Raw genomic sequence first — 13828 nt, 5'->3', positions numbered from 1 at the left:
GCTCAATCCTTCTTTTGTGCCTGCCGGGCACGCCATCGGCGGGCAATCTGCAGACCCAAGCCGCCTCCCAGGCCCACAATCACTATGCCGCCGATGCTGGCATTGCCGTACCCGGGCGCAAAAATATCCAGACCGAGCAGGCGTCCGATCCAGAAACCCAACAGCGCACCGCCTACGAAGCCAATGGCGTCGGACAGACCTTCAACCCACAGCGAATTCTTCATGGTGGCCTAACGGTTGTGGCGTTGCATGAACATCAGTTTTTCGAACAGGGTGGAGTCCTGCTCGTTCTTGAGCAGGGCGCCCACCAGTGGCGGCACGGCCATCTTGTCGTCCTTGCTTTGCAGGGCTTCCAGCGGAATGTCCTCTGCGAGCAAGAGCTTCAGCCAGTCCAGCAGTTCGCTGGTAGAGGGCTTTTTCTTCAGGCCGGGCAGGTTACGCACGTCGTAAAACGTTTTCATGGCGGCGGTGAGCAGCTCTTTCTTGAGGCCGGGAAAGTGCACGTCGACGATGCTCTGCATGGTGACGGCATCGGGGAACTTGATGTAGTGGAAAAAGCAGCGGCGCAAAAAGGCGTCGGGCAGCTCTTTTTCGTTGTTGGAGGTGATGAACACCAGCGGGCGGTGCTTGGCCTTGATCAGCTGGCGCGTCTCGTAGCAATAAAACTCCATGCGGTCGATTTCGCGCAGCAAGTCGTTGGGGAACTCGATGTCGGCCTTGTCGATTTCGTCAATCAGCAGGGCGACCTGCTTGTCGGCGGTGAAGGCTTGCCACAACACGCCTTTGACGATGTAGTTGTTGATGTCCTTGACGCGCTCGCCGCCGTCCAGATCGGCCAGCTGCGAATCCCGCAGGCGACTCACGGCGTCGTACTCATACAGGCCCTGCTGTGCCTTGGTGGTCGACTTGATATGCCATTGCAACAGTGGCATGTCCAGAGCCTGGGCCACCTCTTCGGCCAGCATGGTTTTGCCCGTGCCGGGCTCACCTTTGACCAGCAGCGGGCGCTGCAGGGTGATGGCCGCATTGACGGACAGCATCAGGTCCTGGGTGGCGACGTAGTTCTTGGTTCCGTGGAATTTCATGGTTCTGGGCCTGCTGGGCAAATAGGAAGTGGGGCAGAAGCGGCTTGTAGCCGCCCGGCGCAGGTTGCGCTGGTCTATATAATGAAATGTAGATTTATATCAATGAACGTCTGATTGTCCTCGCAAAATGAACAAATTGCTGCTATCCGTGTCCGCTGTGCTTGTCGCTTCTGTGACCGCTTTTTCCGCCTACGCACAAGAAGTCAAAGGTGATATCAAAGCCGGCGAGGGCAAAATATCTCTTTGTATCGGATGCCACGGCATTGTGGGCTACCAAGCCAGCTTCCCCGAAATTCACAAAGTCCCCAAGATTTCCGGCCAGGGTGCAAAGTACATCACGTCGGCTTTGAATGCCTACAAAAAAGGCGAACGCAAGCACCCTACCATGCGTGGCATTGCAGCCTCGCTGAGCGACCAGGACATTGCGGACGTTTCGGCTTATTACGAGGTTAGTGGTGTGGTGGCCGGGGCCGCAGCGCCTGCCAAAGCGGCTGACGGATCAACGAAGGCCATGGATCTGGTCACCAAAGGTGCCTGCGCGTCCTGCCATGGTGACAGCTTCAGCAAACCGATCGACCCGTCTTATCCAAAAATTGCCGGACAGCACAGTGACTATCTGTATGTGGCCCTGAAGTCATACAAGATTGAGAACAACCCGCAAGTGGGGCGCGGAAACGCCATCATGGGCGGCGTTGCCAAGCAGTTCTCGAATGCAGAGCTCAAAGAACTGGCCAACTATGTGGGTGGCTTGCCCGGCGAGTTGAAAACGGTGCCGCAAAACCGCTTCAAGTAAGCTGCAGCGGCATTCTCAAAAAAGCCACCTTCGGGTGGCTTTTTTGTCGCTTATTTGAAGGCCGCCAATCCGGCTTTTGACGCGACCTCGTCCTGGGATCCGGTGCCCCCTGAGCATCCAATGGCGCCAATGATCTTGCCATTGTCAACAATGGGAATGCCGCCACGCGAACCAATGAGGCCGTCCAGCGTCAGCAGGTAATGGTTGCCGCCTTGGATGCCTGTCTCAAACAACTTGGTTTCACGGCGGAATTTGGCCGATGCCTTGGCCTTGTGCTGGGAGATATCGACGGCAGATACAGGGCTGTCGTCCATGCGTTTGAACGACACCAAATTGCTGCCCGAGTCGACTACGGCACAGGCCAGATTCCATCCTTTTGCCTTTGATTCGGCGAGTGCTGCATTGAGAACGCCGTCTGCGCGTTCAATGGAAATGGGTGCACCATAAGGAATGTTGAATGGCATCTTTTCCGGAATGGTGTCCAGCGGGTTCGCTGTCTGTGCAAACGCGCTGTTCAATACCAGAACGGAAAGACTGACGATGCTTTGCTTCAGTGGAAAGGACATGCTGTGTTCTCCTAATAGGAATTCGCAGGAATGAAGGTCGGCGGGGAATGCCGCCGGCATGCATTTTAGTGGGACCGGAGTCAATTAGTCCCGCGTGGCGTGACTCTGCACGCAGGCAATGTAGGCGTTGCCATCCGGCGGTCGACCTGCGCGCTGGCTCTCCCACAACATCGTTCCCAGACATTCCATGGTGTCGTGGTGGGCGTCGTGCAGGGAGTTGCGTTTGTGGGTGAGTAGTTCTACCGCCTGGCGGATGCCGCGGGGCTGGTCGATGCTGCATTGCTCGCTGATGGACAGGTGCATGGACAGATGCAAAAAAGGATTGGTGCGGCCGTCCGGCACCTCGGTCATGGCCTTGAGCGCGGCGTCTACGTCCGCGAAGTCCGCAGTGTATTCGGGGTGCTCATCCATCCATTGGCTTGCTATGGTTTCGATAGCTTCCAACGCAACACCTGCGCGGGCCTTGGCATAGGTTGAGCAAAAAAAACGGCGAACATCGGCTTGGGAGGGGCTGAACATCCAACAAGGTTAACATGCCTCCCTGCTGACGTGTCGCCCCACGGTGGAGGCCGCATCTGTCGTTTCGCTGGAGTACTTTTGAACTTTCCCCTCATCACCGATCCGTATTTCTACGCGGTTTCCATCCCCGCGGTCCTGCTGCTGGGTGTCAGCAAAAGCGGCTTTGGTGCAGGCTTTGGCTCGCTGGCCGTCCCCATGATGGCGCTGGCCGTCACGGTGCCCGAGGCCGCAGCGATCCTGATGCCCGTACTCTTCCTGATGGATGTGCTGGGCATGGCGGCGTTTCGCAAGGACTTTGACCTGGCGCTGCTCAAGTTCCTGATTCCGTTCGGGGTACTCGGCATCGTGATTGGCGCATTGCTGTTCAAGGTGCTCAATGCCCACACCGTGGCCGCTATCGTCGGGGCGTTCACCCTGCTGTTTCTGGCGCAGCGCCTGCTGTTTCCGCCCAAGCCCGACAGTGCGCCACCACCCAAATGGCTGGGTGCGCTGCTCACCACCACCTCGGGCTTCACCAGCTTCATTGCGCACGCGGGCGGTCCGCCCATCACGGCCTATGTGATTCCGCTGCGCCTCTCGCCCATGAAGTTCACCGCCACCATGGCCTTCTTTTTCTTTGTGGTGAACCTTTCCAAGTGGATTCCCTATGCCTGGCTGGGCCTGCTGGATGGCCGCAATATGGCGACATCGCTGGTGTTGCTGCCGCTTGCGCCCATCGGCGTCTGGATCGGTGTGCGGATGGCCCGGCGTATTGGTCAAGTGCTGTTCTACCGGTTTTTGTACGCGGGCATGCTGCTCACCGGCGTCAAGCTGCTGTGGGATGGGCTGGCCTGACGCGGTCATCCCGCATCGCGGTGTGCCTTTTCTTCACGCTCCTGCGCCATTTGCTCCTCCAGTTGCTTGCGCCCCTGTTTGACGACGGATATCAGCTTGGCGTTGTCCTTGTAATGCGGGTGCAGTTTTTCAAACAACTCCAGGTTGTGCTGACGAAAACGCAGCGTGGTCTGGAGGGCTGCTTCTGCCGGCTGGCCCATCAGCTCCAGCACGCTGCGCGCACTGAGCAGACTCGATTCAAACAGCTCACGCTCTACGCGCATGACCTTGCGGTCGCGGAGCTGGTTCCAGTGGGTCACGTCGTGCGCACGGGCGACGATTTCCAGCTGTGGGAAGTGCGCGCGCACCAGATCCACAATTTTCAGCGACTGGTCCACGTCGTCGACTGCCACCACCAGAATTCTGGCGGTGGCCGCGCCCGCAGTGCGCAGCAAGTCCAGCCGGGTTGCATCGCCATAAAACACGCGGTAGCCAAACTGGCGTGCCACTTCTATCATCTCGGCGTCGTGGTCCAGCACGGTGCACGGCTGACCCTGAGCCAGCAGCACGCGCGACACAATTTGCCCATAGCGCCCAAAGCCGGCAATCAGAATGGGGGCGTCCTGCGGTTCGGAAATCTCCTCCATGGGTGTGACGCCGCAGTGGGCATAACGCGGCAACAGCAACTTGTCGACGGCCACCAGAATCAGGGGGCTCACCAGCATGGACACGGCGACCGCGCCGATCAGCAACGAGGTGGTCTGTGCTGGCAGCACGTTGGCGCCGGCAGCGGTCTGAAACACGACAAACGCAAACTCGCCGCCCTGGGCCAATAGCAGGGTGAATACAGGCCGCTCCTGAAAAGGCAAGGCCATACTGCGTGCCAGGGCGTAAATGACCGCCCCCTTGATGGCCAGAAACCCCAGCACGATGGCAACCATCTGCAGCGGAAACTGCGCGAGCACGCCAAAGTCCACGCCCATGCCCACGGCGATGAAAAACAGCCCCAGCAGCAGGCCCTTGAACGGCTCGATGTTGGTTTCCAGTTCGCGGCGGTATTCGCTCTCGGCCAGCAGTACACCCGCCAGAAACGCGCCCAGCGCCATGGACAGGCCGACCCGCTGCATCAGCGCCGCAATGCCCACCACCAGCAACAGGGACGCGGCGGTAAAGATCTCGGGCGTCTTGCTGCGCGCAATCCAGCGAAACAAAGGGCGCAGGGCCAGGCGCCCACCCAGCACAATGCCGGCGATAACTGCTATTATTTTTATAGCTTCCTGGGCATGTTCCACGGGGGCTACGGCCTGATTTGTTGCTAAAGAGCCGGCCAACAGGGGCAGCAGTGCCAGGATGGGAATGGCGGCCACATCCTGAAATAGCAGAATGGAAAAGCCCGCCTGCCCGCTGCCCGTGGACATCAGGTTGCGCTCACCCATGACTTGTAACGCAATGGCCGTGCTGGAGAGCGCCAGACCCAGTCCGGCCACCAGTGCGGTTTTCCAGTCGAACCCGGCCACCAGCGCGGCTGCAAAGAGTGCCGCAGCGCAGACCAGCACCTGGGTCGTGCCCCAGCCAAAGATGGGGCGGCGCAGGCTCCACAGGCGTCGGGGCTCCAGTTCCAGGCCCACCAGAAACAGCATCAGCACCACGCCAAATTCGGCGAAATGCAGGATGTCCTCCACATTGGTGACCAGCCCCAGCCCCCAGGGGCCGATGGCGATGCCTGCGGCGAGGTATCCGATGATGGAGCCCAGCCCCAGGGCGCGGCTCAACGGCACCGCGATCACGGCGGCACTGAGGTAGATGAGGCTGTTGATCAGCCAGGCAGGGGTGTGTTCCATGGCGCTAACATAGCAAATTCTGGAAACCCCCAAGGAGCGCATCATGCCGGTAGTGGTTGTGGCCAATCCCAAAGGCGGCGTCGGCAAGTCCACGCTGGCCACCAATATTGCGGGCTACTACGCATCGCAGGGGCATGCTGTGATGCTGGGCGATGTGGACCGGCAGCAGTCGTCCCGGCTCTGGCTGGGTTTGCGCCCGACGGCAGCACGCCCGATTGCGAGTTGGGATGCGAGTGCCGATGCCATTGTGAAACCTCCCAAGGGAACGACCCATGTAGTGCTGGACACGCCCGCCGGGTTGCATGGCTGGCGTTTCAATGATGTGATGAAGATGGCCGACCGCATCGTGGTTCCCCTGCAGCCCAGCGTGTTTGACATTTTTGCCACGCGGGCATTTCTGGACCAATTGGCCCAAAACAAACATGCCTTGAAGGCGAAGATTGCGCTGGTGGGCATGCGCGTCGATGCCCGCACCATTGCCGCCGACAAGCTGCAGGAGTTCGTGGAGCTGCTGGATATGCCGGTGCTGGGCTATTTGCGCGACACGCAAAACTACATTCATCTGGCTGCGCGCGGCCTGACGCTGTTTGATGTGGCGCCCGGGCGGGTTACCAGGGATCTGGAACAGTGGGAAACCCTTTGTCGCTGGCTTGACACCTGAGCCGGCCGCCACGCCCTACAGTGCGGGCATGAAAACATTTCAACTTTTATCGGAACTGGTGCCCCTGGTTGGCCAAGAGGTCGTCGTCAGCGACTGGATCACCATTACCCAGGAGCAAGTCAACCTGTTTGCCCAGGCGACGGGCGATCACCAGTGGATTCACGTGGATGTGGAGCGGGCCAAAGCCGGCCCGTTTGGCGCCCCGATTGCCCATGGGTTTTTGACGCTTTCCTTGTTGCCCCGATTTTTTGAGTCGTCCCTCGCCATCGTGCAAACGCGCATGGGCGTGAATTACGGCTTGAATAAAGTGCGCTTCATCGCGCCGGTGCCCGTGGGCAGCCGATTGCGTGCACGCATGAAGTTGCTGGCGTGCGATCCGATCGATAAAGACGGCATGCAAATGACATGGGAAGTGACCGTGGAGCGCGAGGGCGCGCCCAAGCCTGTGTGCATTGCCGAATCGATTGCGCGGCATTACCCCTGACTAAACCCGTTCTGCCGCCAGGCCTCGAACACGGTCACCGCCACGGCGTTGGACAGATTGAGGCTGCGCTGGCCTTCCCGCATGGGGAGCTTCAGGCAGCGCTCTGGCGCAAAACTGGCGCGAACGGCATTTGACAAGCCTTTGGTCTCAGACCCGAATACCAGCCAGTCGCCCGGCGCAAACCGGGTTTCGTGCACCCTTCCGGTACCCCGCGTGGTCAGTGCAAAGAGGCGCTCCGGCGCGGGGTGTTCGGTCTCCAGAAAAGCCTGCCAGCTGGCGTGCTTGCGCAGGGTGGCGTACTCGTGGTAGTCCAGCCCGGCGCGGCGCATGTGCTTGTCGTCCATTGAAAACCCAAGCGGCTCGATCAGGTGCAGCGCGCAACCGGTGTTGGCCGCCAACCGGATGACGTTGCCCGTATTGGGGGGGATTTCAGGCTCGACCAGAACAATATGGAACATGGCCCGTATTGTCGCTGTGGATGTTCTCTTATTCGGTGCGTGCAAAAACCAGTGCGGTGATGTGCGCAGCGCCCGCGTGTCTCAAGGCATGGGCTGCCGCATGCAGCGATGCGCCACTCGTCATGACATCGTCCACCAGCACAACGCGCTTGTTTTTGAGTCGGCTGGCGTGAAGGGGGTCGATGGCAAAGGCGTCTTGCACGCTGTGCAGGCGCTGGGTGCGCGGCAGGGCGCTTTGCGGCGCGGTGTGCAAAATGCGTAACAGCAATCCATGCGCTACTTTGGATGCATCCAGTGCGCAGGCCAGTTCGTGCGCCTGGTTGTAGCCGCGCTCCTGTAGGCGTTCTTTGGACAGGGGCAGGGGCACCAGCAAGTCGGCAGACTCCAATGCCGGCTCTACCCACGGTGCGCTGCGCATCAGCAGCGCAAAACTGGAGGCCCATCCGGGGTGCTTGTGAAACTTGTAGTCCACCACCAGGCGGGACCAGGGGTAGGCATAAGGTACGGCAGCAAGACAGGCGTCCAGCGGTGGCGGCGCCACGATGCAGGCGCCACACTGGCGCATGCCGGCGGGCACCATCAGCGCGCAAGTCCGGCATCGGGTAGCCGGCTGGGCAAACTCCCCAACACAGGCCTCGCAGACGGGCTGTGCGGGCCATGCGTGGCACACGGCGCACTGGCTGGGTAGGCGCCGGGATATCCCTTGAATCAGTTTGCGAAACACCGAGCCAATATACTCGCCACGCCCCAACCCTCCAAGCCATGATTACCGAGCTTCCTCCCAGCATTGACCCGCGCGCCGCTGCCCGATGGGCGCACCTGTTGCCGAATTCTTCCCCGTGGTTGCATGAGGAGGTGGCACGGCGCATGGAAGAGCGTTTGCAGTGGATGACGCTCAAACCGAAAACCTGGGTGCACTGGGAGCCAGTGCGGGGTGGCTTGCAGGCGCAGGCTCTATTGAGCACGCGGTATCCAAAATCCGAGTGTTATGTGGTGGAAGACACCGCAGAACATGCGCAGACAGCTAGCAAATTAATAGCGCCTGCATGGTGGAATCCCGTTCGCTGGTCCGGCCCTCGTGTTCATTTCGGGCCGCCTGAGCGGCCCGCCGAGATGCTGTGGGCCAATATGGCACTGCATATGGCTGCGGATCCGCAGGCTCTGATTGGTCAGTGGAGCAAGCTGGTCGCCGTCGATGGCTTTTTGATGTTTTCCTGCCTGGGGCCCGATACCCTGCGGGAGGTGCGCCAAGTTTACGCAGCCAGGGGATGGCCCCCTGCTTCGCACGTTTTTACGGACATGCATGACTGGGGCGACATGCTGGTGCAGGCCGGCTTTGCCGAGCCGGTGATGGATATGGAGCGCATCACCCTCAGCTTCGCGACACCCGAGCGTTTGTTGACCGAGTTGCGCGAATTGGGGCGTAATTTGAATCCGAAGCGGTTTGCTTCACTCAGAGGCCGCGCCTGGCATGCTGACTTGCTGAGTGGGTTGGCGTCTTTGGCCAAGCCGGACGGGGATAGGGGCTTGCAGCTCACATTCGAAATTATTTATGGACACGCCTTCAAACCGCAGAGCCGGCTGACGGTACTCCCGCAAACCACGGTGTCGCTGGATGAAATGCGGACCAGTTTGCGCCAGAGCAAGAAAGCGTAGCGTTGCGTTTGACTTCTGGGCTTGACATGCGGGTCGGTCTCTGATTCCCTTTGGGATGGGTGGGCTACAATAAGTGACAACTGAATTTTGGATGCATTCGCCTGCCTGCCGCCCGACGCGCGTAGTTGGCCAGTGTGGGTACTGTTTAATTTGATGCGATGAAGATATGACCATGACGAAGAGCATTTTCAATAGATTGACTTCACTGCTGCTGGCAGCCAGCGCGTGGGCGGGCACTGCGGCATTCACGGTGGCGCATGCGGTCAATGACCTTCCTGGTGGCCCTGCGGTGAATCAGTTGAATTTGCACCCTGCCGTGACCAAAATTGCGGAAGAACAGCAATGGCTGCATTGGTTCATGATGATCTTGTGCACGGTCATTTTTCTGGCCGTGTTCGCGGTGATGTTTTATTCCATCTGGAAACACCGCAAGTCAGTAGGTCACAAGCCGGCCACGTTTCATGAGTCGGTCACCGTTGAAATTGTGTGGACTGTTGTTCCTTTCATCATCGTGATACTGATGGCGCTGCCAGCCACCAAAGCAGTGGTCGCCATGAAGGACACCACCAACGCCGACTTGACCATCAAAGCCACGGGCATGCAGTGGAAGTGGGGCTATGACTACCTTACGGGTGAAGGTCAGGGGATTGGATTCATCTCAACCCTGGACAGCGGCCAGCGTGCGTTGTCCGATGCGGGGGGGCCCAAGAAGGACCAGCCCATTGATGACTACCTGCTGAAAGTCGACAATCCCCTGGTGGTGCCGGTGGGCAAGAAGGTTCGCGTCATCACCACGGCCAACGATGTGATTCATGCGTTCGCAGTGCCGGCCTTCGGCATCCAGCAAGACGCGATTCCCGGATTTGTCCGCGACACCTGGTTCCGTGCAGAGAAGATTGGTGACTACTACGGTCAGTGCGCCAAGCTGTGCGGCAAGGAGCACTCCTATATGCCTATCCATGTAAAAGTTGTGAGCGCAGAAGACTACAGCCAATGGGTGGCATTGGAAAACAGGAAGCTCGCGGCCAAGGCGGACGATCCTGCCAAAGTGTGGGACCTGGCTGAGATACTCAAGCGCGGTGAAAAAGTCTACGCAACCAATTGTGCTGCCTGCCACCAGGCCAACGGCAAGGGCGCAGGACCTATCAAGCCGCTGGATGGAGCGGCTGTAGTGCTGGATGCTGACAAGAGCAAGCAGATCATGGTGCTCTTGAATGGACAGAACAACTTGACCATGCCTTCCTGGAAGGCGCTGAGCGACACCGATATTGCTGCGGTGATTAGTTTCACCAAAAACAACTGGTCCAACAAGACTGGTCAACTCGTGCAGCCTTCCGAGGTGCTGGCTTTGCGTAAGTAAATGTGACGCCGACCGAAACGTCGACTGACTGAAATACGAGTATTGAGAAGGAAACCAGGATGAGTGCCGTTCTAAACCACCACGATCACGCCCATGACGACCATCACCATGCCCCCACGGGTTGGCAGCGATGGGTTTATGCCACCAATCACAAGGACATTGGCACCTTGTATCTGCTGTTCAGCTTCACGATGTTGATGATTGGCGGCATTCTGGCGCTCATCATTCGCGCTGAGCTGTTTCAGCCTGGCTTGCAACTGGTCAATCCCGAGCTGTTCAATCAGCTCACCACCATGCATGGCTTGATCATGGTGTTTGGTGCCATCATGCCGGCGTTTGTGGGGTTCGCGAACTGGATGATCCCCTTGCAGATCGGCGCGGCGGACATGGCCTTTGCCCGCATGAATAACTTCAGCTTCTGGTTGATGATTCCTGCAGGCCTGATGCTGGTCAGCAGCTTTTTCATGCCGGGCGGCGCACCTGCCACGGGTTGGACGCTGTACGCGCCGCTGACTCTGCAGATGGGTCCTAGCATGGATGCCGGCATTTTTGCCATGCACATTCTGGGTGCCTCCTCCATCATGGGTTCGATCAACATCATCGTGACCATTCTGAACATGCGCGCGCCTGGCATGACCCTGATGAAGATGCCGATGTTTGCCTGGACTTGGCTGATTACCGCCTACCTGCTGATCGCGGTCATGCCTGTGTTGGCCGGTGCCATCACCATGACACTGACCGATCGCCACTTCGGCACGAGTTTCTTCAACCCCGCAGGTGGCGGTGACCCGGTGATGTACCAGCATATCTTCTGGTTCTTCGGCCACCCCGAGGTGTACATCATGATCTTGCCGGCCTTCGGCATCATCAGCCAAGTGGTGCCTGCCTTTGCCCGCAAACGCTTGTTTGGCTACGCTTCCATGGTGTATGCGACCTCGTCGATCGCGATCCTGTCCTTCATTGTGTGGGCGCACCACATGTTCACGTCAGGAATGCCGGTCACCGGCCAGTTGTTCTTCATGTATGCCACCATGCTGATTGCGGTGCCCACCGCCGTGAAGATTTTCAACTGGATTGCCACCATGTGGCAGGGCTCCATGACCTTCGAGACGCCCATGCTTTTCGCGGTGGGGTTCATCTTCGTGTTCACCATGGGCGGCTTTACTGGCTTGATTCTGGCCATGGCGCCGATCGATATCCAGTTGCATGACACCTATTACGTAGTGGCTCACTTCCACTATGTGTTGGTGGCCGGTTCCCTGTTCGCCATGTTCTCCGGCTTCTACTACTGGAGCCCGAAGTGGACGGGTGTGATGTACAACGAAACGCGCGGCAAGATTCACTTCTGGGTATCGCTCATTTCCTTTAACGTGACCTTCTTCCCGATGCACTTTCTGGGACTAGCTGGTATGCCCCGTCGTTACGCCGATTACCCCATGCAGTTCGCGGACTTCAATGCCCTGGCCACGGTTGGCGCGTTCTTCTTCGGCTTTGCCCAAGTCTATTTCTTTGTGGCTATTGTCTTGCCGACCATGATGGGCAAGGGCGCCAAGGCACCCCAAAAGCCATGGGAAGCTGCCGAGGGTCTGGAGTGGGAAGTGCCGTCACCCGCGCCCTTCCATACCTTTGAAACACCGCCCAAGCTCGATGCCACGGCGACCCGCGTCATAGGTTGAATGTGATGACACCCGAACAAAAGAAAGCCAATGCCAAGATGGGCTTGATTCTGGCCACTATTGCCGTGGTTTTCTTTGTGGGCTTCATGGCCCGGGTGATTCTGCTGAGTCAATAAGCGATGAATCTGCAGCGCGAAAACATCCGGATGGTAGGCAAGCTGGTCGTGATCACGGCGGTCATGTTTATCTTCGGCTATGCGTTGGTGCCGCTGTACAAGTCCATCTGTGAGATGACCGGCATTAACATTCTCGCGCTGGGTGAGCGTCTGGTTCCCGGTGCTGCGACGGCGCTGCCGGCCAATACGCAGGTGGATACGAGCCGTACGATCACCGTCGAATTTGATGCCAACTCCCGTGGGCCGTGGGAATTCAAGCCGGCGACACGATCGCTGCAGGTGCACCCGGGTGAGTTGGCTACCGTGATGTACGAATTTCAGAATACCCAGAATCGACGTATGTCGGCTCAGGCTATTCCCAGCTATGCACCGCAGCAGGCCTCGGCGCATTTCAACAAGCTGGAGTGTTTTTGTTTCAATCAGTACACGCTGGAGGCTGGTGAAAAGAAGTCCTGGCCTGTCGTGTTCGTGATTGATCCCAAGTTGTCCAAGGATGTGAACACGATCACGCTGTCGTACACTTTTTTCGAGGTCGGTGGCAAGACGCCGCCGGCGCCGGTTGCCAGTGTGCGTGATGCCGTCTCTGGAGTGGGTTCTTGATGGACAAGAACACGGACCCGGCACCCGCCCGCCCTTCATTGTGGCGCAGTGTCAAGCTGGTGGCTTGGTCATTTCTGGGAATTCGCAGCAACAGCGGGTACCGGGATGACCTCGCAAAGGTTAACCCCATGCACGTAGTGGGCGTCGGCATCGCTGGCGCACTGCTCCTGGTAGTGGGGCTGATCACCCTGGTCAATTGGGTGGTCTCAAAATAAGACCCTGATTTTCCAGGGTATGAATAGATAAGTATTTCGAAGGAATGGAGCTGAAATGAGTTCGACGACACACGGCGGAACCCCGCATTACTTTATTCCTGGTCCCTCGCGCCACCCCGCGATGGCGGCCTTGGGATTGTTTTTTGTCATTCTGGGCGCTGGCCAATGGGTTAACGGAGCCGACTGGGGCAAGTATTCCCTGATGTTCGGTATGGCATGGTGGCTCGGCGTGTTGTACCAATGGTTTGGAGAAGCCATATCCGAAAGCCAAGGCGGGCAATATGGGCACAAAATTGACATGTCCTTCCGCTGGAGCATGAGCTGGTTCATTTTCTCGGAAGTCATGTTTTTCGGCGCTTTCTTCACAGCCTTGTGGTGGGCCCGCTCGCACTCAGTCCCGGCTTTAGGTAGCCTAGAGAACTCTTTGCTGTGGCCTGACTTCAAAGCGGTTTGGCCTAGTCTTTCGGCCGGTGCGACGGCCTCTCCGGCTGGCATCGTGGAGCCCTTTACCACCATGGGGCCCTTCTGGCTGCCAACCATCAACACCGCTTTGCTGTTGACCTCTGGCGTCACACTGACCATTGCGCACCATGCACTGGTGGCAGGTAATCGCGCCAAAACCATCGGCTTCATGTGGATCACGGTGCTGCTCGGTGTCACGTTCCTTTGCGTGCAAGGGTACGAGTACTACCATGCGTACACGATTTACAACCTGAAGTTGAATTCGGGCGTCTTTGGCTCAACGTTCTTTATGTTGACCGGTTTCCACGGCTTCCACGTTTTCGTGGGCATGCTGATGCTGCTGTTCATCACACTGCGTCTTCAAAAAGGCCACTTCACTGCCGATCGCCATTTTGGCTTCGAGGGTGCGGCCTGGTACTGGCACTTTGTGGACGTGGTCTGGTTGGGGTTATATGTACTGGTGTACTGGCTCTAAACCTTACGGCGTCCAGGAAAAAGGCACCGCTAGCGGTGCCTTTTTGAT

At 58.4% G+C, this 13828-nt stretch carries 18 protein-coding genes; 11 read left to right on the top strand and 7 right to left on the bottom strand.

Translation table 11 applies throughout. From position 1 onward, the window contains the following. Positions 1-2: 2 nt before the first annotated feature. Both AC097W_RS12390 and AC097W_RS12385 read right to left on the bottom strand, forming a co-directional pair. Entirely contained in the window at positions 3-224 is a 222-nt protein-coding gene (locus AC097W_RS12390) for a hypothetical protein (RefSeq protein ID WP_479602871.1), read from the bottom strand. Positions 225-230: 6 nt separating this feature from the next. Beyond that, positions 231-1085, bottom strand: coding sequence for an AAA family ATPase (locus tag AC097W_RS12385; protein ID WP_479602870.1), 855 nt, complete (start codon positions 1083-1085; stop codon positions 231-233). Between the two features lie 127 nt (positions 1086-1212). Between AC097W_RS12385 and AC097W_RS12380 the strand changes: the two genes are divergently transcribed. Beyond that, positions 1213-1878, top strand: coding sequence for a c-type cytochrome (locus tag AC097W_RS12380; protein WP_479602869.1), 666 nt, complete (start codon positions 1213-1215; stop codon positions 1876-1878). Positions 1879-1928: 50 nt separating this feature from the next. Here AC097W_RS12380 and AC097W_RS12375 read toward each other — a convergent pair whose 3' ends face one another. Together AC097W_RS12375 and AC097W_RS12370 are read right to left on the bottom strand one after the other, a co-directional pair. Continuing rightward, entirely contained in the window at positions 1929-2444 is a 516-nt protein-coding gene (locus AC097W_RS12375) for a GlcG/HbpS family heme-binding protein (RefSeq protein ID WP_479602868.1), read from the bottom strand. Between the two features lie 84 nt (positions 2445-2528). After that, positions 2529-2963, bottom strand: coding sequence for a DUF1841 family protein (locus tag AC097W_RS12370; RefSeq protein WP_479602867.1), 435 nt, complete (start codon positions 2961-2963; stop codon positions 2529-2531). 78 nt (positions 2964-3041) lie between these two features. On the opposite strand from AC097W_RS12370, the gene AC097W_RS12365 reads away from it, so the two are divergent. Then, positions 3042-3797 (top strand): sulfite exporter TauE/SafE family protein, encoded by a 756-nt coding sequence (locus tag AC097W_RS12365; RefSeq protein ID WP_479602866.1) that lies wholly within the window; start codon positions 3042-3044, stop codon positions 3795-3797. A 5-nt stretch (positions 3798-3802) separates the two neighbouring features. Here the strand turns inward: AC097W_RS12365 and kefC are convergent, their stop codons facing one another. Beyond that, entirely contained in the window at positions 3803-5617 is a 1815-nt protein-coding gene (gene kefC, locus AC097W_RS12360) for a glutathione-regulated potassium-efflux system protein KefC (RefSeq protein ID WP_479602865.1), read from the bottom strand. A gap of 43 nt (positions 5618-5660) precedes the next feature. Here kefC and AC097W_RS12355 point away from each other — a divergent pair, with 43 nt between their 5' ends. Both AC097W_RS12355 and AC097W_RS12350 read left to right on the top strand, forming a co-directional pair. After that, the gene (locus tag AC097W_RS12355) at positions 5661-6278 is read left to right on the top strand and encodes a nucleotide-binding protein (protein WP_479602864.1); all 618 of its coding nucleotides are present in this window, start codon (positions 5661-5663) and stop codon (positions 6276-6278) included. A gap of 28 nt (positions 6279-6306) precedes the next feature. Then, a complete protein-coding gene (locus AC097W_RS12350; RefSeq protein WP_479602863.1) occupies positions 6307-6762 on the top strand; it encodes a MaoC family dehydratase in 456 nt (151 codons plus the stop codon). Here the strand turns inward: AC097W_RS12350 and trmL are convergent. Next, positions 6753-7220, bottom strand: a complete 468-nt coding sequence (gene trmL / locus AC097W_RS12345) for a tRNA (uridine(34)/cytosine(34)/5-carboxymethylaminomethyluridine(34)-2'-O)-methyltransferase TrmL (RefSeq protein ID WP_479602862.1) — start codon at positions 7218-7220, stop codon at positions 6753-6755. The two genes, AC097W_RS12350 and trmL, sit on opposite strands and share 10 nt — an antisense overlap. A 28-nt stretch (positions 7221-7248) precedes the next feature. Then, the gene (locus AC097W_RS12340; RefSeq protein ID WP_479602861.1) at positions 7249-7890 is read right to left on the bottom strand and encodes a ComF family protein; all 642 of its coding nucleotides are present in this window, start codon (positions 7888-7890) and stop codon (positions 7249-7251) included. 92 nt (positions 7891-7982) lie between these two features. On the opposite strand from AC097W_RS12340, the gene AC097W_RS12335 reads away from it, so the two are divergent. The 7 genes from AC097W_RS12335 to AC097W_RS12305 all read left to right on the top strand — a co-directional run bounded on the left by AC097W_RS12335 (position 7983) and on the right by AC097W_RS12305 (position 13780). After that, positions 7983-8876: a class I SAM-dependent methyltransferase gene (locus tag AC097W_RS12335; protein ID WP_479602860.1), complete on the top strand. Its 894-nt coding sequence runs from the start codon at positions 7983-7985 to the stop codon at positions 8874-8876. A 172-nt stretch (positions 8877-9048) separates the two neighbouring features. Further along, complete coding sequence (coxB, locus tag AC097W_RS12330) at positions 9049-10236, top strand: cytochrome c oxidase subunit II (protein WP_479602859.1); 1188 nt, start codon at positions 9049-9051, stop codon at positions 10234-10236. A 59-nt stretch (positions 10237-10295) separates the two neighbouring features. Beyond that, on the top strand, positions 10296-11912 hold the full coding sequence (gene ctaD / locus AC097W_RS12325) for a cytochrome c oxidase subunit I (protein ID WP_479602858.1): 1617 nt from the start codon (positions 10296-10298) through the stop codon (positions 11910-11912). A 5-nt stretch (positions 11913-11917) separates the two neighbouring features. After that, positions 11918-12028: a cytochrome oxidase small assembly protein gene (locus AC097W_RS12320; RefSeq protein ID WP_479602857.1), complete on the top strand. Its 111-nt coding sequence runs from the start codon at positions 11918-11920 to the stop codon at positions 12026-12028. Positions 12029-12031: 3 nt separating this feature from the next. Next, on the top strand, positions 12032-12628 hold the full coding sequence (locus AC097W_RS12315; RefSeq protein WP_479602856.1) for a cytochrome c oxidase assembly protein: 597 nt from the start codon (positions 12032-12034) through the stop codon (positions 12626-12628). Further along, positions 12628-12843, top strand: a complete 216-nt coding sequence (locus AC097W_RS12310; RefSeq protein ID WP_479602855.1) for a DUF2970 domain-containing protein — start codon at positions 12628-12630, stop codon at positions 12841-12843. The genes AC097W_RS12315 and AC097W_RS12310 overlap by 1 nt, the downstream gene beginning before the upstream one ends. 55 nt (positions 12844-12898) lie before the next feature. Then, entirely contained in the window at positions 12899-13780 is an 882-nt protein-coding gene (locus tag AC097W_RS12305) for a cytochrome c oxidase subunit 3 (RefSeq protein ID WP_479602854.1), read from the top strand. The last annotated feature ends 48 nt before the right edge of the window (positions 13781-13828 follow it).

It is taken from the genome of Rhodoferax sp. GT1R46, from assembly GCF_056521285.1.
Note: the sequence above shows the minus strand (reverse complement) of the source record. Positions and strands in the feature narration are given on the sequence as shown.

What these genes read in the sequence shown, in the direction of transcription:
- kefC (WP_479602865.1), bottom strand. Translation starts at nt 5,617, where the DNA reads ATGGAACACACCCCTGCCTGGCTGATCAACAGCCTCATCTACCTCAGT.
- trmL (WP_479602862.1), bottom strand. Translation starts at nt 7,220, where the DNA reads ATGTTCCATATTGTTCTGGTCGAGCCTGAAATCCCCCCCAATACGGGC.
- AC097W_RS12355 (WP_479602864.1), top strand. Translation starts at nt 5,661, where the DNA reads ATGCCGGTAGTGGTTGTGGCCAATCCCAAAGGCGGCGTCGGCAAGTCC.
- AC097W_RS12375 (WP_479602868.1), bottom strand. Translation starts at nt 2,444, where the DNA reads ATGTCCTTTCCACTGAAGCAAAGCATCGTCAGTCTTTCCGTTCTGGTA.
- AC097W_RS12390 (WP_479602871.1), bottom strand. Translation starts at nt 224, where the DNA reads ATGAAGAATTCGCTGTGGGTTGAAGGTCTGTCCGACGCCATTGGCTTC.
- coxB (WP_479602859.1), top strand. Translation starts at nt 9,049, where the DNA reads ATGACGAAGAGCATTTTCAATAGATTGACTTCACTGCTGCTGGCAGCC.
- AC097W_RS12305 (WP_479602854.1), top strand. Translation starts at nt 12,899, where the DNA reads ATGAGTTCGACGACACACGGCGGAACCCCGCATTACTTTATTCCTGGT.
- AC097W_RS12370 (WP_479602867.1), bottom strand. Translation starts at nt 2,963, where the DNA reads ATGTTCAGCCCCTCCCAAGCCGATGTTCGCCGTTTTTTTTGCTCAACC.
- ctaD (WP_479602858.1), top strand. Translation starts at nt 10,296, where the DNA reads ATGAGTGCCGTTCTAAACCACCACGATCACGCCCATGACGACCATCAC.
- AC097W_RS12385 (WP_479602870.1), bottom strand. Translation starts at nt 1,085, where the DNA reads ATGAAATTCCACGGAACCAAGAACTACGTCGCCACCCAGGACCTGATG.
- AC097W_RS12320 (WP_479602857.1), top strand. Translation starts at nt 11,918, where the DNA reads ATGACACCCGAACAAAAGAAAGCCAATGCCAAGATGGGCTTGATTCTG.
- AC097W_RS12335 (WP_479602860.1), top strand. Translation starts at nt 7,983, where the DNA reads ATGATTACCGAGCTTCCTCCCAGCATTGACCCGCGCGCCGCTGCCCGA.
- AC097W_RS12350 (WP_479602863.1), top strand. Translation starts at nt 6,307, where the DNA reads ATGAAAACATTTCAACTTTTATCGGAACTGGTGCCCCTGGTTGGCCAA.
- AC097W_RS12315 (WP_479602856.1), top strand. Translation starts at nt 12,032, where the DNA reads ATGAATCTGCAGCGCGAAAACATCCGGATGGTAGGCAAGCTGGTCGTG.
- AC097W_RS12380 (WP_479602869.1), top strand. Translation starts at nt 1,213, where the DNA reads ATGAACAAATTGCTGCTATCCGTGTCCGCTGTGCTTGTCGCTTCTGTG.
- AC097W_RS12310 (WP_479602855.1), top strand. Translation starts at nt 12,628, where the DNA reads ATGGACAAGAACACGGACCCGGCACCCGCCCGCCCTTCATTGTGGCGC.